Source organism: Gordonia bronchialis DSM 43247 (genome assembly GCF_000024785.1).
GTDB classification, from domain to species: Bacteria; Actinomycetota; Actinomycetes; order Mycobacteriales; family Mycobacteriaceae; genus Gordonia; species Gordonia bronchialis.
The window spans coordinates 4213183-4233487 of record NC_013441.1; the positions used below are offsets into that span (position 1 = coordinate 4213183).

The 20305-nt window shown below is 68.1% G+C and carries 17 protein-coding genes and 2 pseudogenes; 12 read left to right on the forward strand and 7 right to left on the reverse strand.

The genetic code is table 11. The annotated features are described in order from the left end of the window. The first annotated feature begins 170 nt into the window (after window positions 1-170). From GBRO_RS19475 to GBRO_RS26405, 3 genes are all read left to right on the forward strand, one after another. On the forward strand, window positions 171-2375 hold the full coding sequence (locus GBRO_RS19475; protein WP_012835599.1) for an LCP family protein: 2205 nt from the start codon (window positions 171-173) through the stop codon (window positions 2373-2375). Window positions 2376-2492: 117 nt separating this feature from the next. After that, window positions 2493-3155 carry a phosphate signaling complex protein PhoU gene (gene phoU, locus GBRO_RS19480; protein WP_012835600.1) on the forward strand — a complete coding sequence of 221 codons (663 nt, stop codon included), beginning with the start codon at window positions 2493-2495 and terminating at the stop codon, window positions 3153-3155. 111 nt (window positions 3156-3266) lie between these two features. Beyond that, the gene (locus GBRO_RS26405) at window positions 3267-3410 is read left to right on the forward strand and encodes a hypothetical protein (protein ID WP_012835601.1); all 144 of its coding nucleotides are present in this window, start codon (window positions 3267-3269) and stop codon (window positions 3408-3410) included. Between the two features lie 9 nt (window positions 3411-3419). Here GBRO_RS26405 and pstB read toward each other — a convergent pair whose 3' ends face one another. From pstB to pstS, 4 genes are all read right to left on the reverse strand, one after another. Further along, complete coding sequence (gene pstB, locus GBRO_RS19485; protein WP_012835602.1) at window positions 3420-4196, reverse strand: phosphate ABC transporter ATP-binding protein PstB; 777 nt, start codon at window positions 4194-4196, stop codon at window positions 3420-3422. A gap of 63 nt (window positions 4197-4259) precedes the next feature. Beyond that, on the reverse strand, window positions 4260-5213 hold the full coding sequence (gene pstA / locus GBRO_RS19490) for a phosphate ABC transporter permease PstA (RefSeq protein ID WP_012835603.1): 954 nt from the start codon (window positions 5211-5213) through the stop codon (window positions 4260-4262). A 1-nt stretch (window position 5214) separates the two neighbouring features. Continuing rightward, window positions 5215-6249: a phosphate ABC transporter permease subunit PstC gene (gene pstC, locus GBRO_RS19495; RefSeq protein WP_012835604.1), complete on the reverse strand. Its 1035-nt coding sequence runs from the start codon at window positions 6247-6249 to the stop codon at window positions 5215-5217. Window positions 6250-6390: 141 nt separating this feature from the next. Beyond that, a complete protein-coding gene (gene pstS / locus GBRO_RS19500) occupies window positions 6391-7461 on the reverse strand; it encodes a phosphate ABC transporter substrate-binding protein PstS (RefSeq protein WP_012835605.1) in 1071 nt (356 codons plus the stop codon). Window positions 7462-7695: 234 nt separating this feature from the next. Between pstS and GBRO_RS19505 the strand changes: the two genes are divergently transcribed. From GBRO_RS19505 to GBRO_RS27160, 8 genes and pseudogenes are all read left to right on the forward strand, one after another. After that, a complete protein-coding gene (locus GBRO_RS19505; RefSeq protein ID WP_012835606.1) occupies window positions 7696-8967 on the forward strand; it encodes a hypothetical protein in 1272 nt (423 codons plus the stop codon). Window positions 8968-9103: 136 nt separating this feature from the next. After that, window positions 9104-10759 (forward strand): glycosyltransferase, encoded by a 1656-nt coding sequence (locus tag GBRO_RS27145; protein ID WP_227892960.1) that lies wholly within the window; start codon window positions 9104-9106, stop codon window positions 10757-10759. Next, window positions 10756-11571, forward strand: a complete 816-nt coding sequence (locus tag GBRO_RS19520) for a glycoside hydrolase family 16 protein (protein ID WP_012835608.1) — start codon at window positions 10756-10758, stop codon at window positions 11569-11571. The genes GBRO_RS27145 and GBRO_RS19520 overlap by 4 nt, the downstream gene beginning before the upstream one ends. A gap of 35 nt (window positions 11572-11606) precedes the next feature. Beyond that, on the forward strand, window positions 11607-12848 hold the full coding sequence (locus GBRO_RS19525; RefSeq protein ID WP_012835609.1) for a glycosyltransferase family 2 protein: 1242 nt from the start codon (window positions 11607-11609) through the stop codon (window positions 12846-12848). Further along, the gene (locus GBRO_RS27150) at window positions 12845-14128 is read left to right on the forward strand and encodes a hypothetical protein (RefSeq protein WP_052298306.1); all 1284 of its coding nucleotides are present in this window, start codon (window positions 12845-12847) and stop codon (window positions 14126-14128) included. Before GBRO_RS19525 ends, GBRO_RS27150 begins: the two co-directional genes overlap by 4 nt. Then, a pseudogene (locus GBRO_RS27595) lies at window positions 14017-14358 on the forward strand (AMP-binding protein); the annotation flags it as partial. The gene GBRO_RS27150 and the pseudogene GBRO_RS27595, both read left to right, overlap by 112 nt. Window positions 14359-14473: 115 nt before the next feature. Continuing rightward, window positions 14474-14653 (forward strand): annotated as a pseudogene (locus GBRO_RS27600) (hypothetical protein); the annotation flags it as partial. A gap of 140 nt (window positions 14654-14793) precedes the next feature. Then, on the forward strand, window positions 14794-16371 hold the full coding sequence (locus GBRO_RS27160; RefSeq protein ID WP_052298308.1) for an alpha/beta fold hydrolase: 1578 nt from the start codon (window positions 14794-14796) through the stop codon (window positions 16369-16371). Window positions 16372-16419: 48 nt separating this feature from the next. Here the strand turns inward: GBRO_RS27160 and GBRO_RS19540 are convergent, their stop codons facing one another. The 3 genes from GBRO_RS19540 to GBRO_RS19550 all read right to left on the reverse strand — a co-directional run bounded on the left by GBRO_RS19540 (window position 16420) and on the right by GBRO_RS19550 (window position 19160). Further along, complete coding sequence (locus tag GBRO_RS19540) at window positions 16420-17376, reverse strand: endonuclease/exonuclease/phosphatase family protein (protein WP_012835610.1); 957 nt, start codon at window positions 17374-17376, stop codon at window positions 16420-16422. A gap of 67 nt (window positions 17377-17443) precedes the next feature. Beyond that, window positions 17444-18370 (reverse strand): mycothiol synthase, encoded by a 927-nt coding sequence (mshD, locus tag GBRO_RS19545; RefSeq protein ID WP_012835611.1) that lies wholly within the window; start codon window positions 18368-18370, stop codon window positions 17444-17446. Then, window positions 18348-19160, reverse strand: coding sequence for a response regulator transcription factor (locus GBRO_RS19550; protein ID WP_012835612.1), 813 nt, complete (start codon window positions 19158-19160; stop codon window positions 18348-18350). The genes mshD and GBRO_RS19550 overlap by 23 nt, the downstream gene beginning before the upstream one ends. A 188-nt stretch (window positions 19161-19348) precedes the next feature. Between GBRO_RS19550 and GBRO_RS19555 the strand changes: the two genes are divergently transcribed. Continuing rightward, window positions 19349-20287: an LmeA family phospholipid-binding protein gene (locus GBRO_RS19555; protein WP_012835613.1), complete on the forward strand. Its 939-nt coding sequence runs from the start codon at window positions 19349-19351 to the stop codon at window positions 20285-20287. The last annotated feature ends 18 nt before the right edge of the window (window positions 20288-20305 follow it).

The following is a 20305-nucleotide window of genomic DNA, read 5'->3' on the forward strand; positions in this document are numbered from 1 at the left end:
CGAACGAGTGTTGCGACGGTCGTCACACACCGCTTTGGCTGAGATGGCTTCTCAGGTGCGATCAGTACTATGTCCCGAAGGTCCCGGCCGACGGGACCATGCCATGGTGCGCACCGCAGCGTTCAGCCCGATGCGAGGTGCCACAGGCATTCGGGGTTAAGAGGAATCACGTGAGTCGTTGGACATCAGGACCGGACGGTCCGGAGCCCGGTGCCGGGGACAAGCGTCCCCGTCGTAGCCGGCGCGCCGGGCGTGACCGGGACGCCAACGACTTCCGCGAACGCTTCGGTGACGCGCGAGAAACCGGCGAGAAGCCGACTACCGCCGCGGGTGACCCGCCGGCATCCGATTCGCCTGCCCATCCGAGCCTTCGGGAACCGCGGGCGGCCGACCGCTATGTCCGTGGCCGCACGCGATTGACCGTGCGCGAGCTCATGGAGCAGATGAATGCCGAGGAGCCGCCCGCCCGACGGGGCCTGGCTCCGGCAGCATCGCGGCAACCCGCACCCGACGAACGCCCCACCGCGGTCCACCACTTCGACGTCGCCTCGCCCGACTCCCCGGCACCCGCACCCGCCCCGGACATCGAGGCAACCCAGAAGATCCCGCCGATCACCAGCACGTCCGGCGTCGACCTCTCCGATGCGGCCACCGCCGAGCGCGCCTTCGAGGAATCCCGCGCGCAGGAAAGCCACGCTGCCCCGCCTCCCACGACCCCGCCGCCCGCGACACCGGTTCCGCCCGCGCCGCTGGAACCCACCCCCGACCTGACCTCTCGGATCGCCGCGCGTCCCACCCCCGAGCATCACCCGGAGAAGACTGCCCAGCGTCACTCGGTGCGCCGCCGAGCCACCGTCACCGGGCGGGTCCTGGTGGCGCTCGCGTGCGTGACCGCGCTGGTCGGCACCGGTTTCGTCTGGGGATACCTCAAGAACTGGAACGGCGCGTGGCGGACCATCACCGCCGTCGACCCCGACGACGCGAACATCCGCAACAAAGAGGGACAGTACGGCGACGAGACCTATCTGATCGTCGGCACCGACACCCGCGGCGGCAACAACTCGCGCGTCGGTGCGGGTGACACCAGTGAGGTGGAGGGCGCGCGTTCCGACACCGTCATCCTGGTCAACATCCCGGCTAACCGCAGCCGTGTGGTCGCGGTGTCCTTTCCGCGCGACCTGCAGGTCGACCGTCCCGACTGCAAGCAGTGGAACAACGACGCCGGTTCCTACGGCGACACCCTCTACGGCGCCACCGGGGTCAAACTCAACAGCGTGTACGCCGACGGCGGACCGCAGTGCCTGGTCCGCACGCTGACCGCGATGAGCGGGCTGAACATCAACCACTTCATCGCGATGGACTTCTACGGCTTCGAGAAGGTCGTCAACGCGGTCGGCGGTGTGGACGTCTGCTCCACCACCTCGCTCTACGACTACGAACTCGGCGACATCCTCAAGCGCCCCGGCCACCAGACCCTCAAGGGCCGCAAGGCACTCAATTACGTTCGTGCGCGGACCATCGCGTCGGAGGGCAACGGCGACTACGGCCGCATCAAACGCCAGCAGCTGTTCATGTCGTCGCTGCTGCGTTCGGTGCTGTCGAACAACGTGCTCTCCAACCCGGCCAAGCTGAACACGATCGTCAACACCTTCATCCGCTACAGCTACGTCGACGGCGTGAACACCGAGTCGCTGCTCGACCTCGCCGAATCGATGGAGGGCATCGACGCCGGCAAGGTCTCCTTCATCACCGTGCCCACCACCGGCACGGCGACCGACGGCAGCAACAACGAGCTACCCAACACCGAGGGCATCGACGCGATCTTCAACGCGATCATCGACGATCAGCCCCTCCCCCGTGAGGGCGGCCGTAAGGCCAGCACCCCCGGCAGCAGCACCACCACCAGCACCGACGACTCGTCGAGCACGCCGCCACCCACCACCCCGGAAACCCCCACCCGGGTGTCGGCAACCGCACAGAACGCGGCCAACGTGGGTGTGCGGGTCCTCAACGGCACGGGCCGTACCGGGCTCGCCGGCGAGGTGTCGCAGCAACTCGCCAACAGCGGCTTCGACGTCCGAGGCGTTGCCGACGCATCGGAGAGCCGCACCGACACCGTCGTGCGGTACGGCCCCGGACAGCAGGACGCCGCCGCCACCCTGGCCGCCACCATCCCGGGTGCGACGATCCAGTCCGACCGCACCGTGCGGTCCGGCGTCGAGGTGATCCTGGGCAGCGGTTTCACCGGTTCCATCGGCTCGGTACCCGAGGTCGGCAGCGCGGTGTCGGTGGATCAGCTGCCGCCGTCGGTCCGCGCGAACAATCTGCCCAACGACCTGGCCATCACCAACGCCGGCGACACCACCTGCTCGTAGTCCGGCCCGTCGGAATCAGCGCCGGGAGATCGTCGACCAGCAACGTTCACCCCTGTTCACGGTGTGTTCATCGCGCCGGATCGGGTTACCTCCACCACACGCCGGTATCCTGGTTCCATGCGTACCGCGTACCACGAGCAGCTCGACGCGCTCAATACGATCCTCGGCGACATGTGTGAACTCGCCGGTGCCGCCATGTCCCGTGCCACCCAGGCGCTCCTGCAGGCCGATCTGTCGGTCGCCGAGTCCGTGATCACCGACAACGACCGGATGAGTGAGATGTCGGCGCGTGCCGAGGAGCAGGCCTTCGCGTTGCTCGCCCTGCAGGCGCCGGTCGCCGGTGACCTGCGCGGTGTCGTCAGTGCCTTCCAGATCGTCGCCGATGTCGACCGGATGGGCGCGCTCGCGCTGCATGTCGCCAAGGTGGCGCGTCGTCGCCACCCGGCCAAGGCCCTCCCCGAAGAGGTCAACGGCTACTTCGCCGAGATGGGCCGACTGGCTGTGAAACTCGCCCACAACGCCCGGGAGGTCCTCGAGACCCAGGACCCCGAGGCCGCCGTCCACCTGCAGGAGGACGACGACGCGATGGACGATCTGCACCGGCACCTGTTCACCGTCCTGATGGACCGCGAATGGAGTCACGGCGTGGCCGCGGCCGTCGACGTCACTCTTCTCGGCCGCTACTACGAGCGCTTCGCCGATCACGCCGTCCTCATCGGTCGGCGCGTGGTTTTCCAGGCGACAGGTAAGACGCCGGAGCAGTTCCAGCAGGTTTCCTAGTCCCCCACATCACACCGCCGGCCGAGATGCTGTGTGCATCTCGGCCGGCGGTTGTGGTGGCACACTTGGCGAGATTTTTCCCTCGGCTCATCTGCCGTTAGGTTTGCGAATATGGGTCTCCACCATCCCACCGAGCCCGATGTGCGGGCCGTCGTCGAGCATGACGAAGCCGCACATCGCCGCCAGATCCTGACCTACCTGGCCATCACCACGGCGCTTGCCGCGCTCGTGGTGCTCCTGCTCCTCGGTCTCTGAGCGCGAGCATCAGCCGAAGCGACCGGAGATGTAATCCTCGGTCTCGCGCTTGAGCGGGTTGGAGAACATGGTCTCCGTGTCGTTGATCTCGACGAGCTGCCCGGGCTGGCCTATGCCCTCGAGATTGAAGAACGCGGTCTGGTCACTCACGCGCGCGGCCTGCTGCATGTTGTGGGTGACGATGACGATCGTGTATTCCTTCTTGAGCTCGCCCATCAGGTCTTCGATGGCCAGCGTCGAGATCGGGTCGAGCGCCGAGCACGGCTCGTCCATCAACAGCACATCCGGCGACACCGCGATCGCCCGGGCGATGCACAGGCGCTGTTGCTGGCCACCGGAGAGACCGCCGCCCGGCTTGTCGAGGCGGTCCTTGACCTCTTCCCACAGGTTGGCACCGCGGAGGCTGAGTTCGGCGGTCTCGTCGAGCTGCGCCTTGTTGCGCACGCCCTGCAGTTTGAGGCCGGCGACGACGTTGTCGCGGATCGACATCGTCGGGAACGGGTTGGGGCGCTGGAACACCATGCCGATGGTCGAGCGCACGCTGACCGGGTCGACGCCCTTGCCGTAGATGTCCTCGCCGTCGAGCAGCACGCTACCGGTGGCGTAGGCGCCGGGGGTGACCTCGTGCATGCGGTTGAGCGTGCGCAGCACCGTCGACTTACCGCAGCCCGACGGGCCGATGAAGGCGGTGATGCAGCGCGGCGGGACCTCGAGGGTCACGTCCTTGACGGCGTGGAAGCTGCCGTAATGGATGTTCAGGTCTTTGATGTCGAGACGCTTGGCCATGGTGGGGTTCCGATCTGTGTTGTCCGCTCCCCGCGGCGTGGGCGGGGCCGGGCCGCGAAGGGGTCAGAGGGTCTTGGTGGGCGCGGGCGCGGAGGACTTCCGCAAGGTCTTGGAGATGTGGACGGCGAACCCGACCAGCTTGGGCAGGAACTTCGCGCCGAAGTAGACGAGCGCGACGAGGATCACCAGCGTCAGTGCGGCCCCCCACACCTTGTCGAAGGCGCTGGGACCGTTGTTGTACTGCTGCACCATCATCAGCGGAAGCGACTGCTGGTTGCCTTCGAAGGGATTCCAGTTCATCGCACGGGTGGAGCCGACGAGGATCAGCACCGGGGCCGACTCACCCATCACGCGCGCGATCGCGAGCATGACGCCGGTGATGATGCCCGACAATGCGGTCGGCAGAACCACCCGCGCGATGGTCTTCCACTTCGGGATGCCCAACGCATACGACGCCTCGCGCAGATCCTGCGGGACGATCTTCAGCATCTCCTCGGTGGCCCGAACCACCAGCGGAACCATCAGCAGCACCAGGGCGATCGCGACGACGAACCCCGACCGGGGCAGACCCAGGGTGGTCCGCCAGACCGCGTAGACGAACAGCGCCGCGACGATCGACGGCACGCCGGAGAGGATGTCGACCATGAAGGTGGTCGCCCTTCCCAGCCATGAGCGGCCGGTGCTGTATTCGACCAGGTAGATCGCCACCATGATGCCGAGCGGGATGGAGATCACCGCGGCCAGCGCGGTCTGGATGAGCGTGCCGACGATAGCGTTGAACGCGCCGCCCTTGATCTCCGGCGAACCCCACCAGTCGGGATCGAGGATGGGGCCGATGCCGTTCTGCACCAGGGTGATGACCAGCCAGAACAGCGGTACGAGCGCGATGACGAAGGCGGCGACGGCCAGTCCGCGCACGGCGACGTCGGAGAACCGCCGGCGACCGGCGATCGGCTGAAAACCGGATGGCCGCTTCTTGACCGGCTCGACTGAGTGAGAATCGGTGATTGCGGTCATGTCACTTCTTCCTTCCGACGACCGCACGGGCCGCGGCGTTGACGATGAAGGTCAGCACGAAGAGAGTGAGACCCGCGGAGATGTAGGCGCCGGTTTTGGCGGGTGAATCGAACTCCGCCGCATTGTTGGCGATCTTGGTCGCGAACGTCTCGCCGCTCTCCATCAGGTTGAAATTCATCGGGCCGACGGTCGAGATGATGAGCAGCAGCGCCATCGTCTCACCGAGCGCGCGACCGAGACCGAGCATCGCACCGCTGATGTAGCCGGAGAATCCGAACGGCATCACCGCGAGCTTGACCACCTCGAACTTGGTGGCACCCAACGCAAGTGCGGCCTCCCGATGCCCCTTCGGGGTCTGCATGAACACCTCGCGGGTGACCGCGGTGATGATCGGCAGGATCATCACCGCCAGCACGATGCTCGCGGTCAGGAGCGTGCCGCCGGTGGACATGTTGGCCACCTGGGTCGGCTGCTGGAAGAACGGCAGGAATCCGAGGTTGCCGACCAGCCATTCGTTGACCGGGACCAGCGCCGGACCGAGGACCAGGATGCCCCAGAGGCCGTAGACGATGGACGGCACCGCGGCGAGCAGGTCGACGGTGTAGGTGATGGGTCCGACGAGCCGCTTGGGTGCGTATTCGGTGAGGAAGATCGTGATGCCGAGGGCGATGGGCATCGCGAGCAACAGCGCGATGACCGAGACGACGACCGTGGCGTAGAACAGCTGCGGGATGCCGAAGGTCAGTTCGGTACCCGAGGTCACCCACGGACCGGTGTAGGTGAAGAAGTTGGCGGTGTTCTTCGCCAGCGACGGGATCGCCTGGGCCAGAAGGAAGATGGCGATCAGGGCGATGACCAGCGTGATCAGGAACCCTGAGCCGACGGCAAGGGATCGGAAGACACGGTCGGCGATCTGGTGACGGGCCCCACCGTGCAGGCTGCTCGAACCCGGTTCGCCAGGCGCGGCGGGGGCACCGTCCGGCGTCTCACCGGGCGGGATGGTGCCGCTCTGTTCCTGGCCTGCTGTGGAGGTCATGCGTCCTTCTGTTTCGGCTCTGGTCACTTTGGCCACTTCCCGCGGTCTCGTGGACACGCCAATCTCGTTTCAGTGTGTCAACCACGAGCGCGGAACCGCAAACGACTCCAGGCGGTTCCGCGCTCGGGATCGAGGTGGCTATCAGGCGTTGCCGCCGCTGCCGGCCAGCGCGTCGACGGTGCCCTGGACGGTGGTCTTGAAGCCCTGCGGGAGCGGCACGTAACCGATCTCGGCGAGGCCGTTCTGACCGTCGGACAGGATCTTGGTGAAGGCTTCCTTCAGCGTGGTGCTGGTGGCCTCATCCGAGTAGCCGGTCGAGCAGACGATCTCGTAGGTGGTCAGCAGCAGCGGGTAGGCACCCGGGGTCTTCGAGGCGAAGAGCGCGTCGATGTCGACCACGAGGTCCTTGCTGCCCGGCGTCTTGAACTTGACGGCGTCGAGCGCCTTGCCGGCCGAGTCGGCGTTCAGCTCAACCGCACCGGCGCCGAAATCGATTGCGGCGGTACCGAGCTGGTTCTCGGTGACGAAACCCCACTCGACGTAGGTGATGGAACCGGGGGTCTTCTTCACGGTGTCGCCGACGCCGGTCGACTTGGCGGCCGCCGAGCCGCCCTTGCCCTTGAAGCTCTTGTCGTGCTCGTAGGGCCAGGCCTGCGGGGCCGAGGCCGAGAGGAACCGCTGGAAGTTGTCGGTGGTGCCCGACGAGTCGCTGCGGTGCACCGGGACGATGTTGGTCGACGGGAGGTTCACACCCGGGTTGAGTGCGGCGATCTCCGGCGCGTTCCACTTGGTGATGCGCGAGTCGAAGATGCCGGCGAGGACCGTCGGGTTCAGCTTCAGGTTCTCCACGCCGCTCAGGTTGTAGGCGATCGCGACGGGACCGGCCACCAGCGGGATGTGCCAGGCATCGTTGCCGTTGCAGCGCTGCTTGGCCGCGGCGGCCTCGTCGGGCTTGAGTGCCGAGTCGGAGCCGGCGAAGTCGACGTCACCGCTGTTGAACTTCTTGATGCCGTCGCCGGAGCCGCTGCCGGTGTAGTCGAGCACGATGTCGGTGTTGTCGGCGAGCAGGTTGGAGAAGTGCTCGATCGCCTTCTGCTGGGCGGTCGACCCCTCGCCGCTGATGGTCTTGGTTTCGTCGCTACCACAGGCCGTCATGACCAGGGCCAGGGCCGCCAGGCCCGAGACCGCAGCAAGGGCAGGTTTCCGATTCATGTTCACCGCAGGGATTGCCTTTCATCCAGGAATCACACTCGTCGGGCGCACCGGTGAGCCCGGAGTGTCCGAATTGAAGTTAGGGGCCAGCGGTGGACTGATAGTCGACAGCAGGTGAACGAGAGATGAATTGGGCAAGCCATCTCCACGGTGGGCACGTGCGGTGGTTCACACGCCACAGCGTTACCGACGATCCAGACATAAGGTAAGCCTTGGTATAGCTGCGAAGCTCTCATGACCACCATTCATCGCTCCCGCCAGACGACCGGCCCGGTGCGTGTCGCACCTGTCGACATCGCGCACAGCAGGCACCGGTCGGCCTTCGTCCTCGGTCCGGTCCCGATACCCGACGCCGAGGTGGCCACCGATCGCATCCGTCGGCTGGCCGCGGTCGGCCCCGCTGCGCGCATCGGGTTGCGACCGTCGACCGTCCACGACCGATGGATCTTCGATCCCGCCGGACTCGACGACGCCGTCTCGTCGGCGCCTCAGATCGACGATCACTCCGAGCTGCTGCGCATCGCGCGCGAGGCGCCCGGCGAGCAGTTGCGCGTCGTGCTCGCCGGTGACCATCTGGCCTTGGACTACGACCACGGGCTCGGGGACACCGCACTGCTCAACGTCATCGCCGAGGTCCTGATGGGCGTCCGCGATCCCGCCGATCCCGATCTGTGGCGCGGCCATCGCCTCGTGGTCCCTCGCCGGGGCCGTCGCCACCCTGGCCGCCGACCCGCGCCGGCTGATTGCGCTAGCCCGATTCCATCGACGCCGGCCTCCCCCGCCGCCTGTCGCGGCCACGCGGCCGATCCCGCCGATCCCGCCGATCCGCCCGATAGTGCAGACCGCGCGGATCGCCCGCGACCACTGCGCCGCGCTACGCGCCGCACGCGACCGCAACCTGCCCGGGGTGAGCATGTTCGCGCTCACCACCGTGCGCTGGTCTCCGCGCTCGCCGAGGCCGGAATCACCCTCAACCCGATGGTCACGCTGCCCTTCGATGCCCGCGGCTACCTCCCGTCCGGGGTCACCACTCTCGCGAACTTCTCCGCGGGACTCGTCTTCGACGTGCGGCCCTCGACCTCGCCACGCGAACTGCAATCCGAGCTGTCCACGTCAGCGCGGATGGGCAGGCCGGCGGCGAACCTGCTTGTCACGACCGTCAAAGCTCGCCGACGTCTCCGCGAAACCGGTACGCTCGATCACCCACCCGGCCTGCCGTGCGGCGATATCCGGGTCGCCGACCTGCTGCACTCGAGCGTCGGTGTCATCGGCGGGCCCGACAGCCGCTGGCAATTCACCGACGCCGAGCGCGCGACGGTCGTGGGCGCCGCCGACCCGCCATCACCGTCGGGCATCACCGTCACCTCGGCCATGGTGGCCGGCGGCATCATCCTCTCGGCGACCCTGCGCGACGACGTCTTCGAGGCCGACGTGGTCGGCACTGCACTCGATCGTGTCGCGTTCCACGTCGAGCGGCTCGTCGGCGCTCGTCCGCAGTCTGCATGATCATCACCGCGTGATCTGAACCACAAGCGCACCCGGCGTGCATACTTTGGTTAGCCTTTCCTAATGTCACTGGGTTAGGCTGCAGGCTGCATACCCGCCCCGACACCGCTGTGTCACCGCCCGGAAGATTCGCCTGTTGTCCCCGACATCCCTTCCCGCGACCGCACATTCCGCGTCGACGAACCGCACCGCCGTGTCGCTGACCGTGGTCGTCTGCTGCTACACCGACCGGCGCCGGCCGCTGCTCGACCGCGCAATCGCCTCGGCCCGTACGCAACTCGGCAACACCGACCGACTGATCGTCGTCGTCGACCACAACCCGGATCTGCTCGCCGACCTCACCGCCACGTACCGCAGCGCCCCCGAGGTCACCGTGGTGCCCAATGTCGGCGTCCAGGGGTTGTCCGACGCCCGCAACAGTGGAGTCGCCGAAGCCTCCGGTGACGTGGTGGTCTTCGTCGACGACGATGCCGCCCTGCGGCCCGACGCCCTCGAGGCCCTGCGACGCCGCTTCGTCGACGAGGACGTGAGCTGCGTCGGCGGCGCGGTCGAGGCGGAGTGGGCGGCCGGCCGCCCACCCGCCTGGTTCCCCGACGAGTTCGGCTGGGTGGTGGGCTGTGACTACCGCGGCATCGCCGACAACGGTGCCGATATCCGCAATCCGATCGGGGCGGCAATGGCGGTGCGGCGCAACTACATCCACGAGATCGGGGGGTTCTCACCGCATCTCGGCCGGCGCGGAACCTTCCCGGCCGGCTGCGAGGAAACACTGATGGGCATCTCGCTACGCGAGCACCATCCGGGAACCCGGATCGTGCGTGATACCGATTTCGCAGTGCGGCACAGTGTTCCGTCCGACCGCGCCCGGCTTCGCTACTTTCTCCGCCGGTGCTATCAGGAAGGCCGCTCCAAGGCCGTGCTGTCGCGCCTGACGACCACCGGCAACGCACTGGCCAGCGAGCGCCTCTACACCACGCGGGTCCTGCCCAGCGGCGTCTGGCGGCATCGCCGGAAACGGCCGGGTCATCGCCCTGAGCGCCGGATTCCTCGTCACCTGCACCGGATTCGCGGCCGGACGACTCACGGTCGGAAAGGACCTCGCATGAACCGACTGGGCACCCTCATCGGTGCGCGTCAGACCGCACGCATCAGTGCCCTGACGTTGCTGGTGTACTTCGCCGCCGAGTGGGTCGTATCGGCCACCTGGCGTGGACATTACGGCTATCGTGATGTCACCGTCGGACCGCTCGGCGTCCCGTTCTGCGGTCCGAGCGGCACCTGGCCGTGCAGTGCGCTGTCACCGGTGATGAACGTCGCACTGGTCATCACCGGACTCGCGATCGCCGCGCTGGCCTGCGCGTGGATGGCACGGACCCGCACCGCCTGGCCGCATGCGCTCATGCTGGTGATCGCCGGTGCCGGCTTCGCCGCCGCGGGCATCATCACCGAGAAGATCGATTACCCACTGCACTCGCTCACCATGAACGTGTTCGGGGTGCTCGGTGCGCTCGGTTGCGTTCTGATCGGAGTGTCGTCGACGACGCGCCTGCACTCGACGGTGCGTTTGGTCCTGACGGCCGGTGGAATCCTGTCGACCATCGGATACTTCTGCTACACAGCAGGTTTCACCGGCCTGCTCGGGGCGGGCGGAACGCAACGCCTCATCATCTACCCGATCCTCATCGCCCTGCTGATCGCCGGCCTCAGCGGCGGCACCGCCTCCGACCCCGCGGCACCGGCGCCCGGGGACACGTCGCGTGATTCACGTGACGAGCGCACCGTAGCGGCATGAATCCGCGTTCGCTCCGCGACGCGCTACGCATCGCGGTGATCACCGCGATCCTCGCCGCGTCTTCGGCGTGCACCTTCTCCCCCGGCAGCGCCGCGGGAGATCCCTACGGGCCTGCCTTCGTCGACGAATTCGACGGCCCGGCACGGCCGGTCGGACGTCCGTGGGTTCACGACCGGGGTGCGGGGGGCTGGGGTAACAACGAAACCCAGCTCTACACTGACGATCTCGCCAACTCACGGATCGACGGGCAAGGTCATCTGGCGATCACCGCGCGGCGATCGGGGAACACCGTGACCTCGGCGCGGCTCACCACCCACCACACCATGTCAATCACCTACGGTCGGGTCAGTGCCCGGATCTCGATGCCCGCCGGGCAGGGACTGCACTCGGCGTTCTGGATGCTCGGCGACAACGTCGACGACGTCCAATGGCCCACATCCGGCGAGATCGACATCATCGAGACCATCAACCACGGCCGCGCGTACCACACGGGAATCCATCTGCCGCAGGCTTCTTCGGTGCGCGGCCAGACGCTGTCGGCGTCGGCGCCGTTCGGTACGCCGCTGGCCGGACAGTTCCACGTGTACTGGGTGAACAAGACGCCGGGCCGGATCGAAACGGGCATCGACGACCGGACCCTGTTCGTCGCCACGCCGGCCGACCACGCCCCGGACGCGCGCTGGGTCTTCGATCAGCCGTTCCATCTCCTGCTCACACTCGCCGTCGGCGGCAACTGGCCGGGACCGACGGATTCGACCACGCCGGCATCGGCGACCATGCTCATAGATTGGGTTCGGGTGATCAAACTGTGAACGCACCAACTGCTCCGCTGTCCCTCCCGCCGGCGATGCCGATCGACGGCGTTCCCGAATGGACGGGCGCCACCTGGGTCGGGATGCTCGACGTCGGTGCTGTGGGGGCCGGCGCTGACCCGGAGGTCCTGTGTGCCCCCGAGCAGATCGATGGCTATCGCCGGGCGCGGGTGCTGCTGCGTGCCGGTCTCACCCCGCTCGAGTTCGTCGACGTCGAGGTGGTCGACGGACTGATCCGGGTGCCCATCCCGGAACTCTTAGTGCCACAAGATCATTCCGACGTCGAGCAACCGCCGATCTCGGTGGTCGTGTGCACCCACGAGCGTCCCGAGCAGCTCCGGGTGGCGCTCGCCTCACTCCGCACGGTCGACTACCCCGACTTCGAGGTGATCGTCGTCGACAACGCGCCGCAGGGACCGGCCACCGCCGACGTGGTCGAGGAGATCGACGATCCGCGGTTCCGTCGCGTGGTGGAGCCGGTCGCCGGGTTGTCGTCGGCGCGCAACCGCGGACTCACCGCCGCCCGGCACCAGATCGTCGCCTTCACCGACGATGACGTCGTCGCCGATCCCGGCTGGTTGCGCGGTCTCGCACGCGGATTCGCCCGCGACACCGACGTCGCCTGCGTCTGCGGCATGGTCCCGAGCGGCGAACTGCGCACCCGGCCCCAGGCGTACTTCGACTGGCGGGTGTCCTGGGCGGACACCATGAGCACCCGGGTGTACTCCCTCGACGACCCGCCGCATGACTTGCCGCTCTTCCCCTTTCAGATCGGCGCCTACGGTACCGGAGCCAACTTCGCCGTCCGCCGCGAAACGATCCGGCGCCTCGGCGGCTTCGACGAGGCGTTGGGTGCGGGTACCCGAACGCGCGGGGGAGAGGACATCGACATGTTCTTCCGTGTCCTGACAGCCGGATACGCGCTGGCCAACGAGCCGTCGTCGATCATCTGGCACCGCCATCGCAGCGACACCGACGCGCTGCTGGTGCAGGCACGCGGCTATGGCCTGGGCCTCGGCGCCCGGCTGACCAAGGTCGCGGTCAACCGACAGCATCGTCGGCTGGCGTTCTCGGTGCTGCGACGCCGTGCCCGCGCCGTCGCCCGGGCCAGTGCCGACTACGGCGCGATCACCAAGCCGCCCAGGGAGTTCGCCGAGGAGATGTCGTCGGCGGTCGGACGCATCGAGGTGTTCTCCGTGCTCGGTGGCCCGGTCGCGCTGGCGCGTGAGCGGATGCGCGGGCGCCGCGCCACCCCCCTACCCGGAGCATCCACATGAGTGCGGTGATCGATGCCGCCGCCGACACGCATCCGGTCGCCACGCCGCCACGGTCGCGCGGGCCGGTACGCCGACAGCCCGTGTCGATGCCCGACGTCGCACTCGTCGCGGGACTCACCGGACTGGCCGCCACTGCCCCGCTGCCGGCCGTGCTCCGGGCACTTCTGGTGGGCGCCTTCGTGTTCGTCGGGCCCGGCGCCGCCTTCTGCGCGTGGGTTCGTCTACCGCGCGCGGCCCGAGCGGCCGCCGTTCCGACCCTGGGCATGTCGGCGATGACGCTCGTCTCGCTGACCGCGATGTGGTCCTATCGCTGGTCCACCACCGGCATCCTGGTGCTGTCCGCGCTGGCCGTGATCGCCGCGAGTCTCGGGCACTATCAGTGGCGATCGGGGTGGCCGAATCCACGCACGTGGGGACGAACCGCCTGGTCGGTGGTGCGCGACACCGTCGCCGCGCCCGGGATCAACGCGGCCACCCTACTCCTGTTCGCGGCGCTGATCTGCTGGGCGGCAGCGATTCCCGGCCTGCCCGGCGTCGACGCGAGCTTCTACGGTCTGTTGTTCAGTGGGCGCGCCATCCTGTTGATCCCGGCGATGGCGCTGACCACGGCCGCCTTCGTCGTGGCGACGGTGAGCGGGCGCACCGCGGCCGCCGCCGCAGCCGTCGGGGTCGCCATCGTGGTGGCCCGGGTGACCACCTGGCTGGGCACCGAGATCCCGGTCTACGACTGGACGTACAAGCATCTCGCCGTGGTCGACTACATCCTGGCCCATGACCTGATCGCGCCAAACGGCACCGACATCTACGCCCAATGGCCCGCGTTCTTCGTCACCGCCGCCTGGTTCTGCGAGGTCACCGGCCTGCCGGTGACGACGCTGGCACATGTGTTCGCCCCGATCATCCACATCCTCATCGCCATCGTCGTCTACTCGGCCGCGCGCGTGATCGGGTTGTCGGCACGTGTCGCGGTGGCCGCCGCGTTCATCGTGGAGACCGTGAACTGGGTTGGGCAGGACTACTTCTCGCCGCAGGCGTGGTCGCTGGTGATCGCCTACGGCCTGATCACCCTGCTGCTGGCCTCACGTGGTGCGCCGCGCACCGCGGCCGTCGCCATCATCCCGTTCGCGGCGATCGTGCCGACCCATCAGCTCACGCCGTTCTGCTCGCGGTGTTCTGCTCACGGCGACCGCTCGTCGCCGTCGATCCCGAGCTGCCGGCGCAACGTCTCGACACGATCATCCGGCAACTCGAACTGCACGGCCGACGCGCGGGTCTGCTGATCTCCGACGCCGAGCACCTGCGCGAGTCACACGCGGTGGCCGACACCCACGGACTCGAGGTCGTGACCATCACCGAGGGCATCGGCCTGATCGACGGGACCGAGACACCCGCCACACCTTCGACTGTGTCGGTGGCACATCGTGTTCGGGAGAACGCGCCGGCGGACCCCGGTTTGGCGGTAACCAGTATCCAGTTCACCTCGGGATCGACCGGCACCCCAAAAGGCGTTCTGCACCCGAACACGATGTGGCTGTGCGACGCGGAGTTGATCCGCGACGGGTTCGGGGCGCGTCCCGGGCGGCGAATCGCATTGTCTGCCGATCAGCTTCGGCGCGGGACTCAATGTGTTGATCGGCTCGCTGCTCGCCGGTGCGGATGTGCTCGCCGTCGATCCCCGACAACACGATCCGACGGCCGTCCTCGACAAACTCGCCGCCCACGACATCGACGTGGCATTCATGACGCCCGCACTGCTCCGCGCGCTCACCACGGCACGGTCACACGACCGTGGCGCCGCTCATCGCGCGTGGTCGGTCATCGAGCGGATCATCACCACCGGCGAGCCTCTTACCGGTGAGATCGCCGCTGCGACACTCTCGCCCCGCAGGCCACCGTCACCAACTGGGTCGGGTCGTCGGAGACCTCGGCGATCAGCTATCACGACGTGCGCGCCGCGACGCCCCGGTCGCCGGGGAATCTGCCGGCCGGGATTCCCGCGCCGCACAAGATCATCACGATCGACGACGACGGACGGGTCCTGGTGTCGTCGCGTCACCTCGCTCTCGGCTACCTCGACCCCGCCGCGGATGCCGGGCGCTTCATCCGCGACGCCGACGGTCTCACCACCTTCCGTACCGGTGATCGTGGCGCGTGGGAGGGCCCCGGTCTAATTTTGCACGGCCGGATGGACGATGCGGTCAAGGTCCGCGGTTATCTGGTTGAGCCGTCGGAGATCCGCGAGGCCCTGCTGCGTTCCGGTGATCTCGCCGACGCGGCGGTCATCACCCGCGTGTCCGATTCGGGTGCAACCGAACTCGTTGCCTATGTGGTGCCGGACGGACGGGTCCGCACCCCACCGACATCGGTGATCCGCGCGCGCCTGCGTGCGAGTCTGCCCAGCTGGATGGTGCCCGCCCACATCGTGGAGTTGACCGCGCTCCCCCGTACCGGGCGAGGCAAACTCGACCGGGATGCGCTGCCCGACCCTCCGGCGCGCCGGCCGCAACCGCCCGTCGATGCCTTGGAGAGCGCGCTCGCCGAGGTGTGGGCGTCGGCGCTGCGACTGGATTCGGTGGGACGCAACGAGAATGTGTACGCGCTCGGCGCCGACTCGCTCACCGTCGCCCAGATCCTGGCCGACGTCACCCGGTCCACCGGTGTGCGCCTCACCGAGGCGGAAGCGGCCGCCGCACCCACCGTCGCCGAGATGGCGGCCACCATCGAGAGCAGGAGGGTCCGCGCACAGCGCGCGCGCCTGTCCCCGACAACGGTAAGACTCCATGATGGGGCGAAACTCAGTGGTGGCGAGGGTGTTCCGGTGTTCTGCTTCACCGGGGCCGGCGCCTCGGCGTTGACCTTTGTGCCCTTTGCCCACCAGATGGCGGGCACCGCGGGCATCGGCGCCATCCACGCGTTCACTCCCAACGGGCTGGACAATCGCGGACTCCCCGACTGGACGGTGGCCGCGGCCGCCCGCCGTCATCTGCGCGATCTGCGACGCATCGCGCCGAACGGCCCGTACGTCCTCGTCGGGCATTCACTCGGTGGTTTCATCGCCCTCGAAGCCGCCCGCCGGCTGCGTGCCGACGGCGGCGACGTCCGGCTCGTCGTCGCGGTGGACACCTTTGTGCCCGCACGCATCCGAGGGGAGGTGCGCCGCACCGACCCGGCGGTCACCATGACCCCGGAACGCCCGCCGCTGCCCCGACGCGAACTCTGGCGACGACGCCTGCTGGTCCCGTTCGCCGGTCTCTACCGCTCACCCGCCCGGGCCGCGCAGGCCATGGAGGAGATCGGTGTGCGGGTGGGCCGGTTGCACCGGCCGAAGCCTTACGACGGTCCAGTGCTCCTCGTGCAGGGCAGTGACAACGTCGACGACCCCCACTTCTGGGAGACCACCATCGCCCGAGGCGAATTCACCGTCGCCCGAGTCGATTCCGATCACGTCTCCATCGTGCGCGAACCCCACATCAACGAGGTGGTATCCCTCATCCGCGACCACCTGCATCCACTCGCCGGTTGAGCCGACTCGAGCCACCCCCATGGCCGAGCGAGCCACCCACCCCCGGGCTCACGGCCGGACGGTCGCCACCACACCCCGGTGGTCGGAGCCGGGAAGATCGACGGCGACGAAGCTCGTCGGGACCGGGCCCGCGCGGGTGAGCACACGATCGAGGGCGAGCATCGGGGAAATGGTCCGGTCGGCCGGATAGGTCGCGACGATGCCGGTGCCGAGATGCTCTGCGGCATCGGTGAGTTGCGGAGATCCCGGACTCGACGATCCGGACAGCAGATCACGGAACCTGCGGTGATCGTAGGTCGAATTGAAATCGGCACCGATGATCAGCGGCAATTGTTCGGCGCGTAGAGCACCGGCGAGACGCCGAAGTTCCAGATCCCATTTCCAGGCGGGCTCCGGGTACGGCGGGATCGGGTGCAGGACGTAGAGCGCGCGACGTCCCACACCCGGAACATCGGCCACCGCACGCAGATTCGCATGCTCCATCCCGGCGAGCGCGTGCCGATCCGTCAGCGGGAAACGCGAATAGATGCCGGCGCCGCTGCCACCGTCCCGCGGATCGAGGTAGACGAACGGCAGCCGGGCACGCAGACCTGAGCGGTCGATCCGGCCGACGGCGTCCGGGGTCAGTTCGACGACGGTCAGCACATCGATCCGGCGGTCGGCGACCGTGCGGGCCAGATCGGCGGTATCCGCCTGTCCGAGATAGATGTTGGCCTGCATGACACGTAGATCGGAATCGGCCACCACCTCGTCGGCTCCCACGAACAGGGGGAGCTGGGTGGCGATCCCCGCCACGACGACGACCAGTGCGACCGCTGCCGAATACACTCGCCGCGCGGCGCCCAGGACGACCAGCCCGACCATCGCGCCCAGAACGAACACCGGGGTGAACGAAGCCAGCCGCGACAGCGTCGAGCTGACCAGCCCCGAGACATGCGCTACGACACCGAGTATCCCGGCACCCACCAGTCCCCAGCCGCCGAGCATCACCACGGTCCGCACCACCCGGTGACCATCCCAGCGTCGCGCGGCGCGTGCGGTCCCCGCACGAACAGTGTTGTCGGACAACGCGTCAGTCGCCCTCGGGCCTACCGTAGGCGACGTCGATGGCGTAGCGGCCGAAGCCGAGCCGCTCATAGGTGTGCAACGCCGCGGTGTTGTCACCCTCGACGTAGAGATTGACCTCGGAGCGTCCGGTGGCGGCAAGATGATGCAGACCTGCGAGAGTGAGTAGCCGGCCCAGCCCGCGACCCTGTGCGGCCGGATCGACGCCGACGATGTACACCTCGCCCAGCTCGGTGTCGTGTTGCTTGGTCCAGTGGAATCCCAGCAGCCGTTCGGGATTCGCCGCGTCGAAGGCGAGAAACAGACCCTCGGGGTCGAACCACGCGGCCCCGACCCGTTCCGCGATCTGCTCGGCTCCCCAGCCGCCCTGCTCCGGATGCCAGTCGAAGGCGGCGTTGTTGACCCGCAGGATCTCCGCATCGTCGGCCGAACCGGCATAGGTGCGCAGCCGCACCGAGTCGTCGACGATCAGCTCGGGCAACGCCGGCGCCCCGGTTCCGAGACCGCGCCGCAGCTGCAGCAGTTCGCGTCGTCGGACCAATCCCATCGACGCTGCGAGCGCCTGCGCGCCGGGCAGATCGCCGTGCGCCCACACCCGCGCGTCACCGGCGCGTTCGGCTTCGCCGAATGCGGTGGTCAGCAGTGCCCGTCCGTGTCCACGACGACGCAGCTGCGGATCCACCACGGCCTCGATCATGGCCGGCTCGTCCCCGCGCCCGGGACTGATGTTGGCATACCCGGCGGCGGAGATGACGTGCCGGACGCCGCTGCCCGCTGCCGCGTCGATCGCGGCCACCGCCTGCTCGGACAGTGGCGAGATCCCGTCGGCCGCAGCAGCACCGTCCACCATCAGTCGGGCACGGGCGACGTCGTGCTCGCCCAGCGAATCGGTGACGGTGATGTCCGGGTGATCAGTTCCCGTTGGCGCTGGCACTGAACTCCTCGTCGAAGGGGTCGGATTTGGGCAGGTCGGCGAAGTCGTCGGCAGCGTCGTCGAACTCGTCGTCGACGGCCGGCGAATCCCCCAGGGCGGCATCCGATCCCGCCGACCGTCCGCGACTGGGGCGGACCGCCTTGTAGCCGACGTTACGCACGGTACCGATCAACGACTCGTGCTCGCTGCCCAGTTTGGCCCGCAGGCGACGTACGTGGACGTCGACGGTGCGGGTGCCGCCGAAGAAGTCGTAACCCCAGACCTCTTGAAGCAGTTGAGCTCTGGTGAACACGCGCCCGGCATTCTGGGCGAGGTACTTCAAGAGCTCGAACTCCTTGTAGGTGAGATCGAGCGGGCGTCCGCGCAGCCGGGCGGTGTAGGTTCCCTCGTCGATGACCAGCTCACCGAGGGGCACCTTGCCCGACGCCTCCTCGGTACTCACCCCGCGCGTGCGCGCCAGCAGCAGCCGCAGCCGGGCATCGAGTTCGGCCGGTCCGGTTCCGGGCAGCAGGAACTCGTCGATCCCCCAGTCGGCGTTGACGGCGACCAGGCCGCCTTCGGTGAGCACCGCGGCGACCGGCGCGGCCGACCCGGTGCTGCCCAGCAACCGGCACAGTCCGCGGGCGGCGGCCAGATCGGTGCGGGCATCGACGATCGCGACGTCGGAGTTACCGGCCTCCATCAGCGAGGACACCTCGGTGGGTGCGACCCGGACCGTGTGCGCCAGCAGAGACAATGACGGTAGTACCGATTCCGGATTGGGGTCCGCCGTCAGCAACAGGAGATCCATGGTCACTCCGATCTTCCTCTGTGTCCCCACCCAGGGCTGCCCGGTATCCACGGTGGACGAGATACTCCTCGTTGAGCGCCTCACGTGTGAGCAGCCCCTCGCGTGGGAGCAGCCATTGTCGCGCACACCCCGGCTCTTGTTTACGACGGCTTACCAACGTGTGCGCGATAGGTGACAGAATAGCGCCAATGGCGGGGTTCGCAGTTAACAAGGCAGGCACAGAGGTGTCCGAATCGGGTCCGGAGCGTTCGTCGCAGGGGGATTCCCGACGGGGCCGGCGGAACCGCCGCGGCATCGTTCTCGCGGTCGTCGTGGTCGTCGTTGTCGCTGCGGTGGCCGCCCTGGTCGACACCGGACTGGCCGTCCGGGGCGAATACCAGATGTCCCGGGCGATCGCCGCCTCACCGCGGGTGACCTTCGATCCCGAGGTGACGCTCAAGGGATTTCCGTTCACCACCCATGCTCGCGCCGGCGAGTTCGACGGCGCCGTCATCGCCGCTCGGGACGTCACTCTGGACGGCTGCGCGGGCAGAGGCGGCTGCCGGGGCGAACTCGGCGCCACCCTCGGCGCGTTCAGCGTCGGCGACGGATGGCGATTCCAGCCGGGTGATGTTGTGCACACCGCGTCGGTATCGGCCTACACCAAGCTCGATGCCATCGCGATGGCCCGCTATCTCGGCATCACCGATCTCACCGTCAGCACCCCGGCGCCGGACGGCAAGGCCGGTGGCGGCGGCCCCCAGGACGGGGCACCCAGCCGGGAATCGGGCGTGGTGTTCACCGGCACCGTCGCCCTTCCCCCGTCTGCGGGCGACGACCCGCATAACCCGCCGTCGGCGTCGTCCTATGAGGGTCCCAAGGTCAAGGTCAGTGTGGCCGTGGACCTCGCCATCGTCGACGGACGGCTACAGGTGCGGGCCACCCGCTACTACACCGGGCCGGAACGGCACGAGGACGACGACGTTCCGGCGGAGATGCGCACGGCTGTCCTCGACCGATTCAGCACGGTACTGCCCACCATCCCGCTCCCGTGGGGTCTGGTTCCGCAGCGCGCGGCCAGCCTCGGCGGCGACATCCGGCTGCTCGCCGACACCGGGCCCACCGACCTGGTTCTCGACGAGTTCTGAGCGGTATCGGCAGAACAG

Excerpts from the sequence above, each read along its gene's own strand:
- phoU (WP_012835600.1), top strand. The coding sequence starts at position 2,493 with ATGCGTACCGCGTACCACGAGCAGCTCGACGCGCTCAATACGATCCTC.
- GBRO_RS26405 (WP_012835601.1), top strand. The coding sequence starts at position 3,267 with ATGGGTCTCCACCATCCCACCGAGCCCGATGTGCGGGCCGTCGTCGAG.
- pstB (WP_012835602.1), bottom strand. The coding sequence starts at position 4,196 with ATGGCCAAGCGTCTCGACATCAAAGACCTGAACATCCATTACGGCAGC.
- pstA (WP_012835603.1), bottom strand. The coding sequence starts at position 5,213 with ATGACCGCAATCACCGATTCTCACTCAGTCGAGCCGGTCAAGAAGCGG.
- pstC (WP_012835604.1), bottom strand. The coding sequence starts at position 6,249 with ATGACCTCCACAGCAGGCCAGGAACAGAGCGGCACCATCCCGCCCGGT.
- pstS (WP_012835605.1), bottom strand. The coding sequence starts at position 7,461 with ATGAATCGGAAACCTGCCCTTGCTGCGGTCTCGGGCCTGGCGGCCCTG.
- GBRO_RS19505 (WP_012835606.1), top strand. The coding sequence starts at position 7,696 with ATGACCACCATTCATCGCTCCCGCCAGACGACCGGCCCGGTGCGTGTC.
- GBRO_RS19520 (WP_012835608.1), top strand. The coding sequence starts at position 10,756 with ATGAATCCGCGTTCGCTCCGCGACGCGCTACGCATCGCGGTGATCACC.
- GBRO_RS19525 (WP_012835609.1), top strand. The coding sequence starts at position 11,607 with ATGCCGATCGACGGCGTTCCCGAATGGACGGGCGCCACCTGGGTCGGG.
- GBRO_RS27150 (WP_052298306.1), top strand. The coding sequence starts at position 12,845 with ATGAGTGCGGTGATCGATGCCGCCGCCGACACGCATCCGGTCGCCACG.
- GBRO_RS19550 (WP_012835612.1), bottom strand. The coding sequence starts at position 19,160 with ATGGATCTCCTGTTGCTGACGGCGGACCCCAATCCGGAATCGGTACTA.
- GBRO_RS19555 (WP_012835613.1), top strand. The coding sequence starts at position 19,349 with ATGGCGGGGTTCGCAGTTAACAAGGCAGGCACAGAGGTGTCCGAATCG.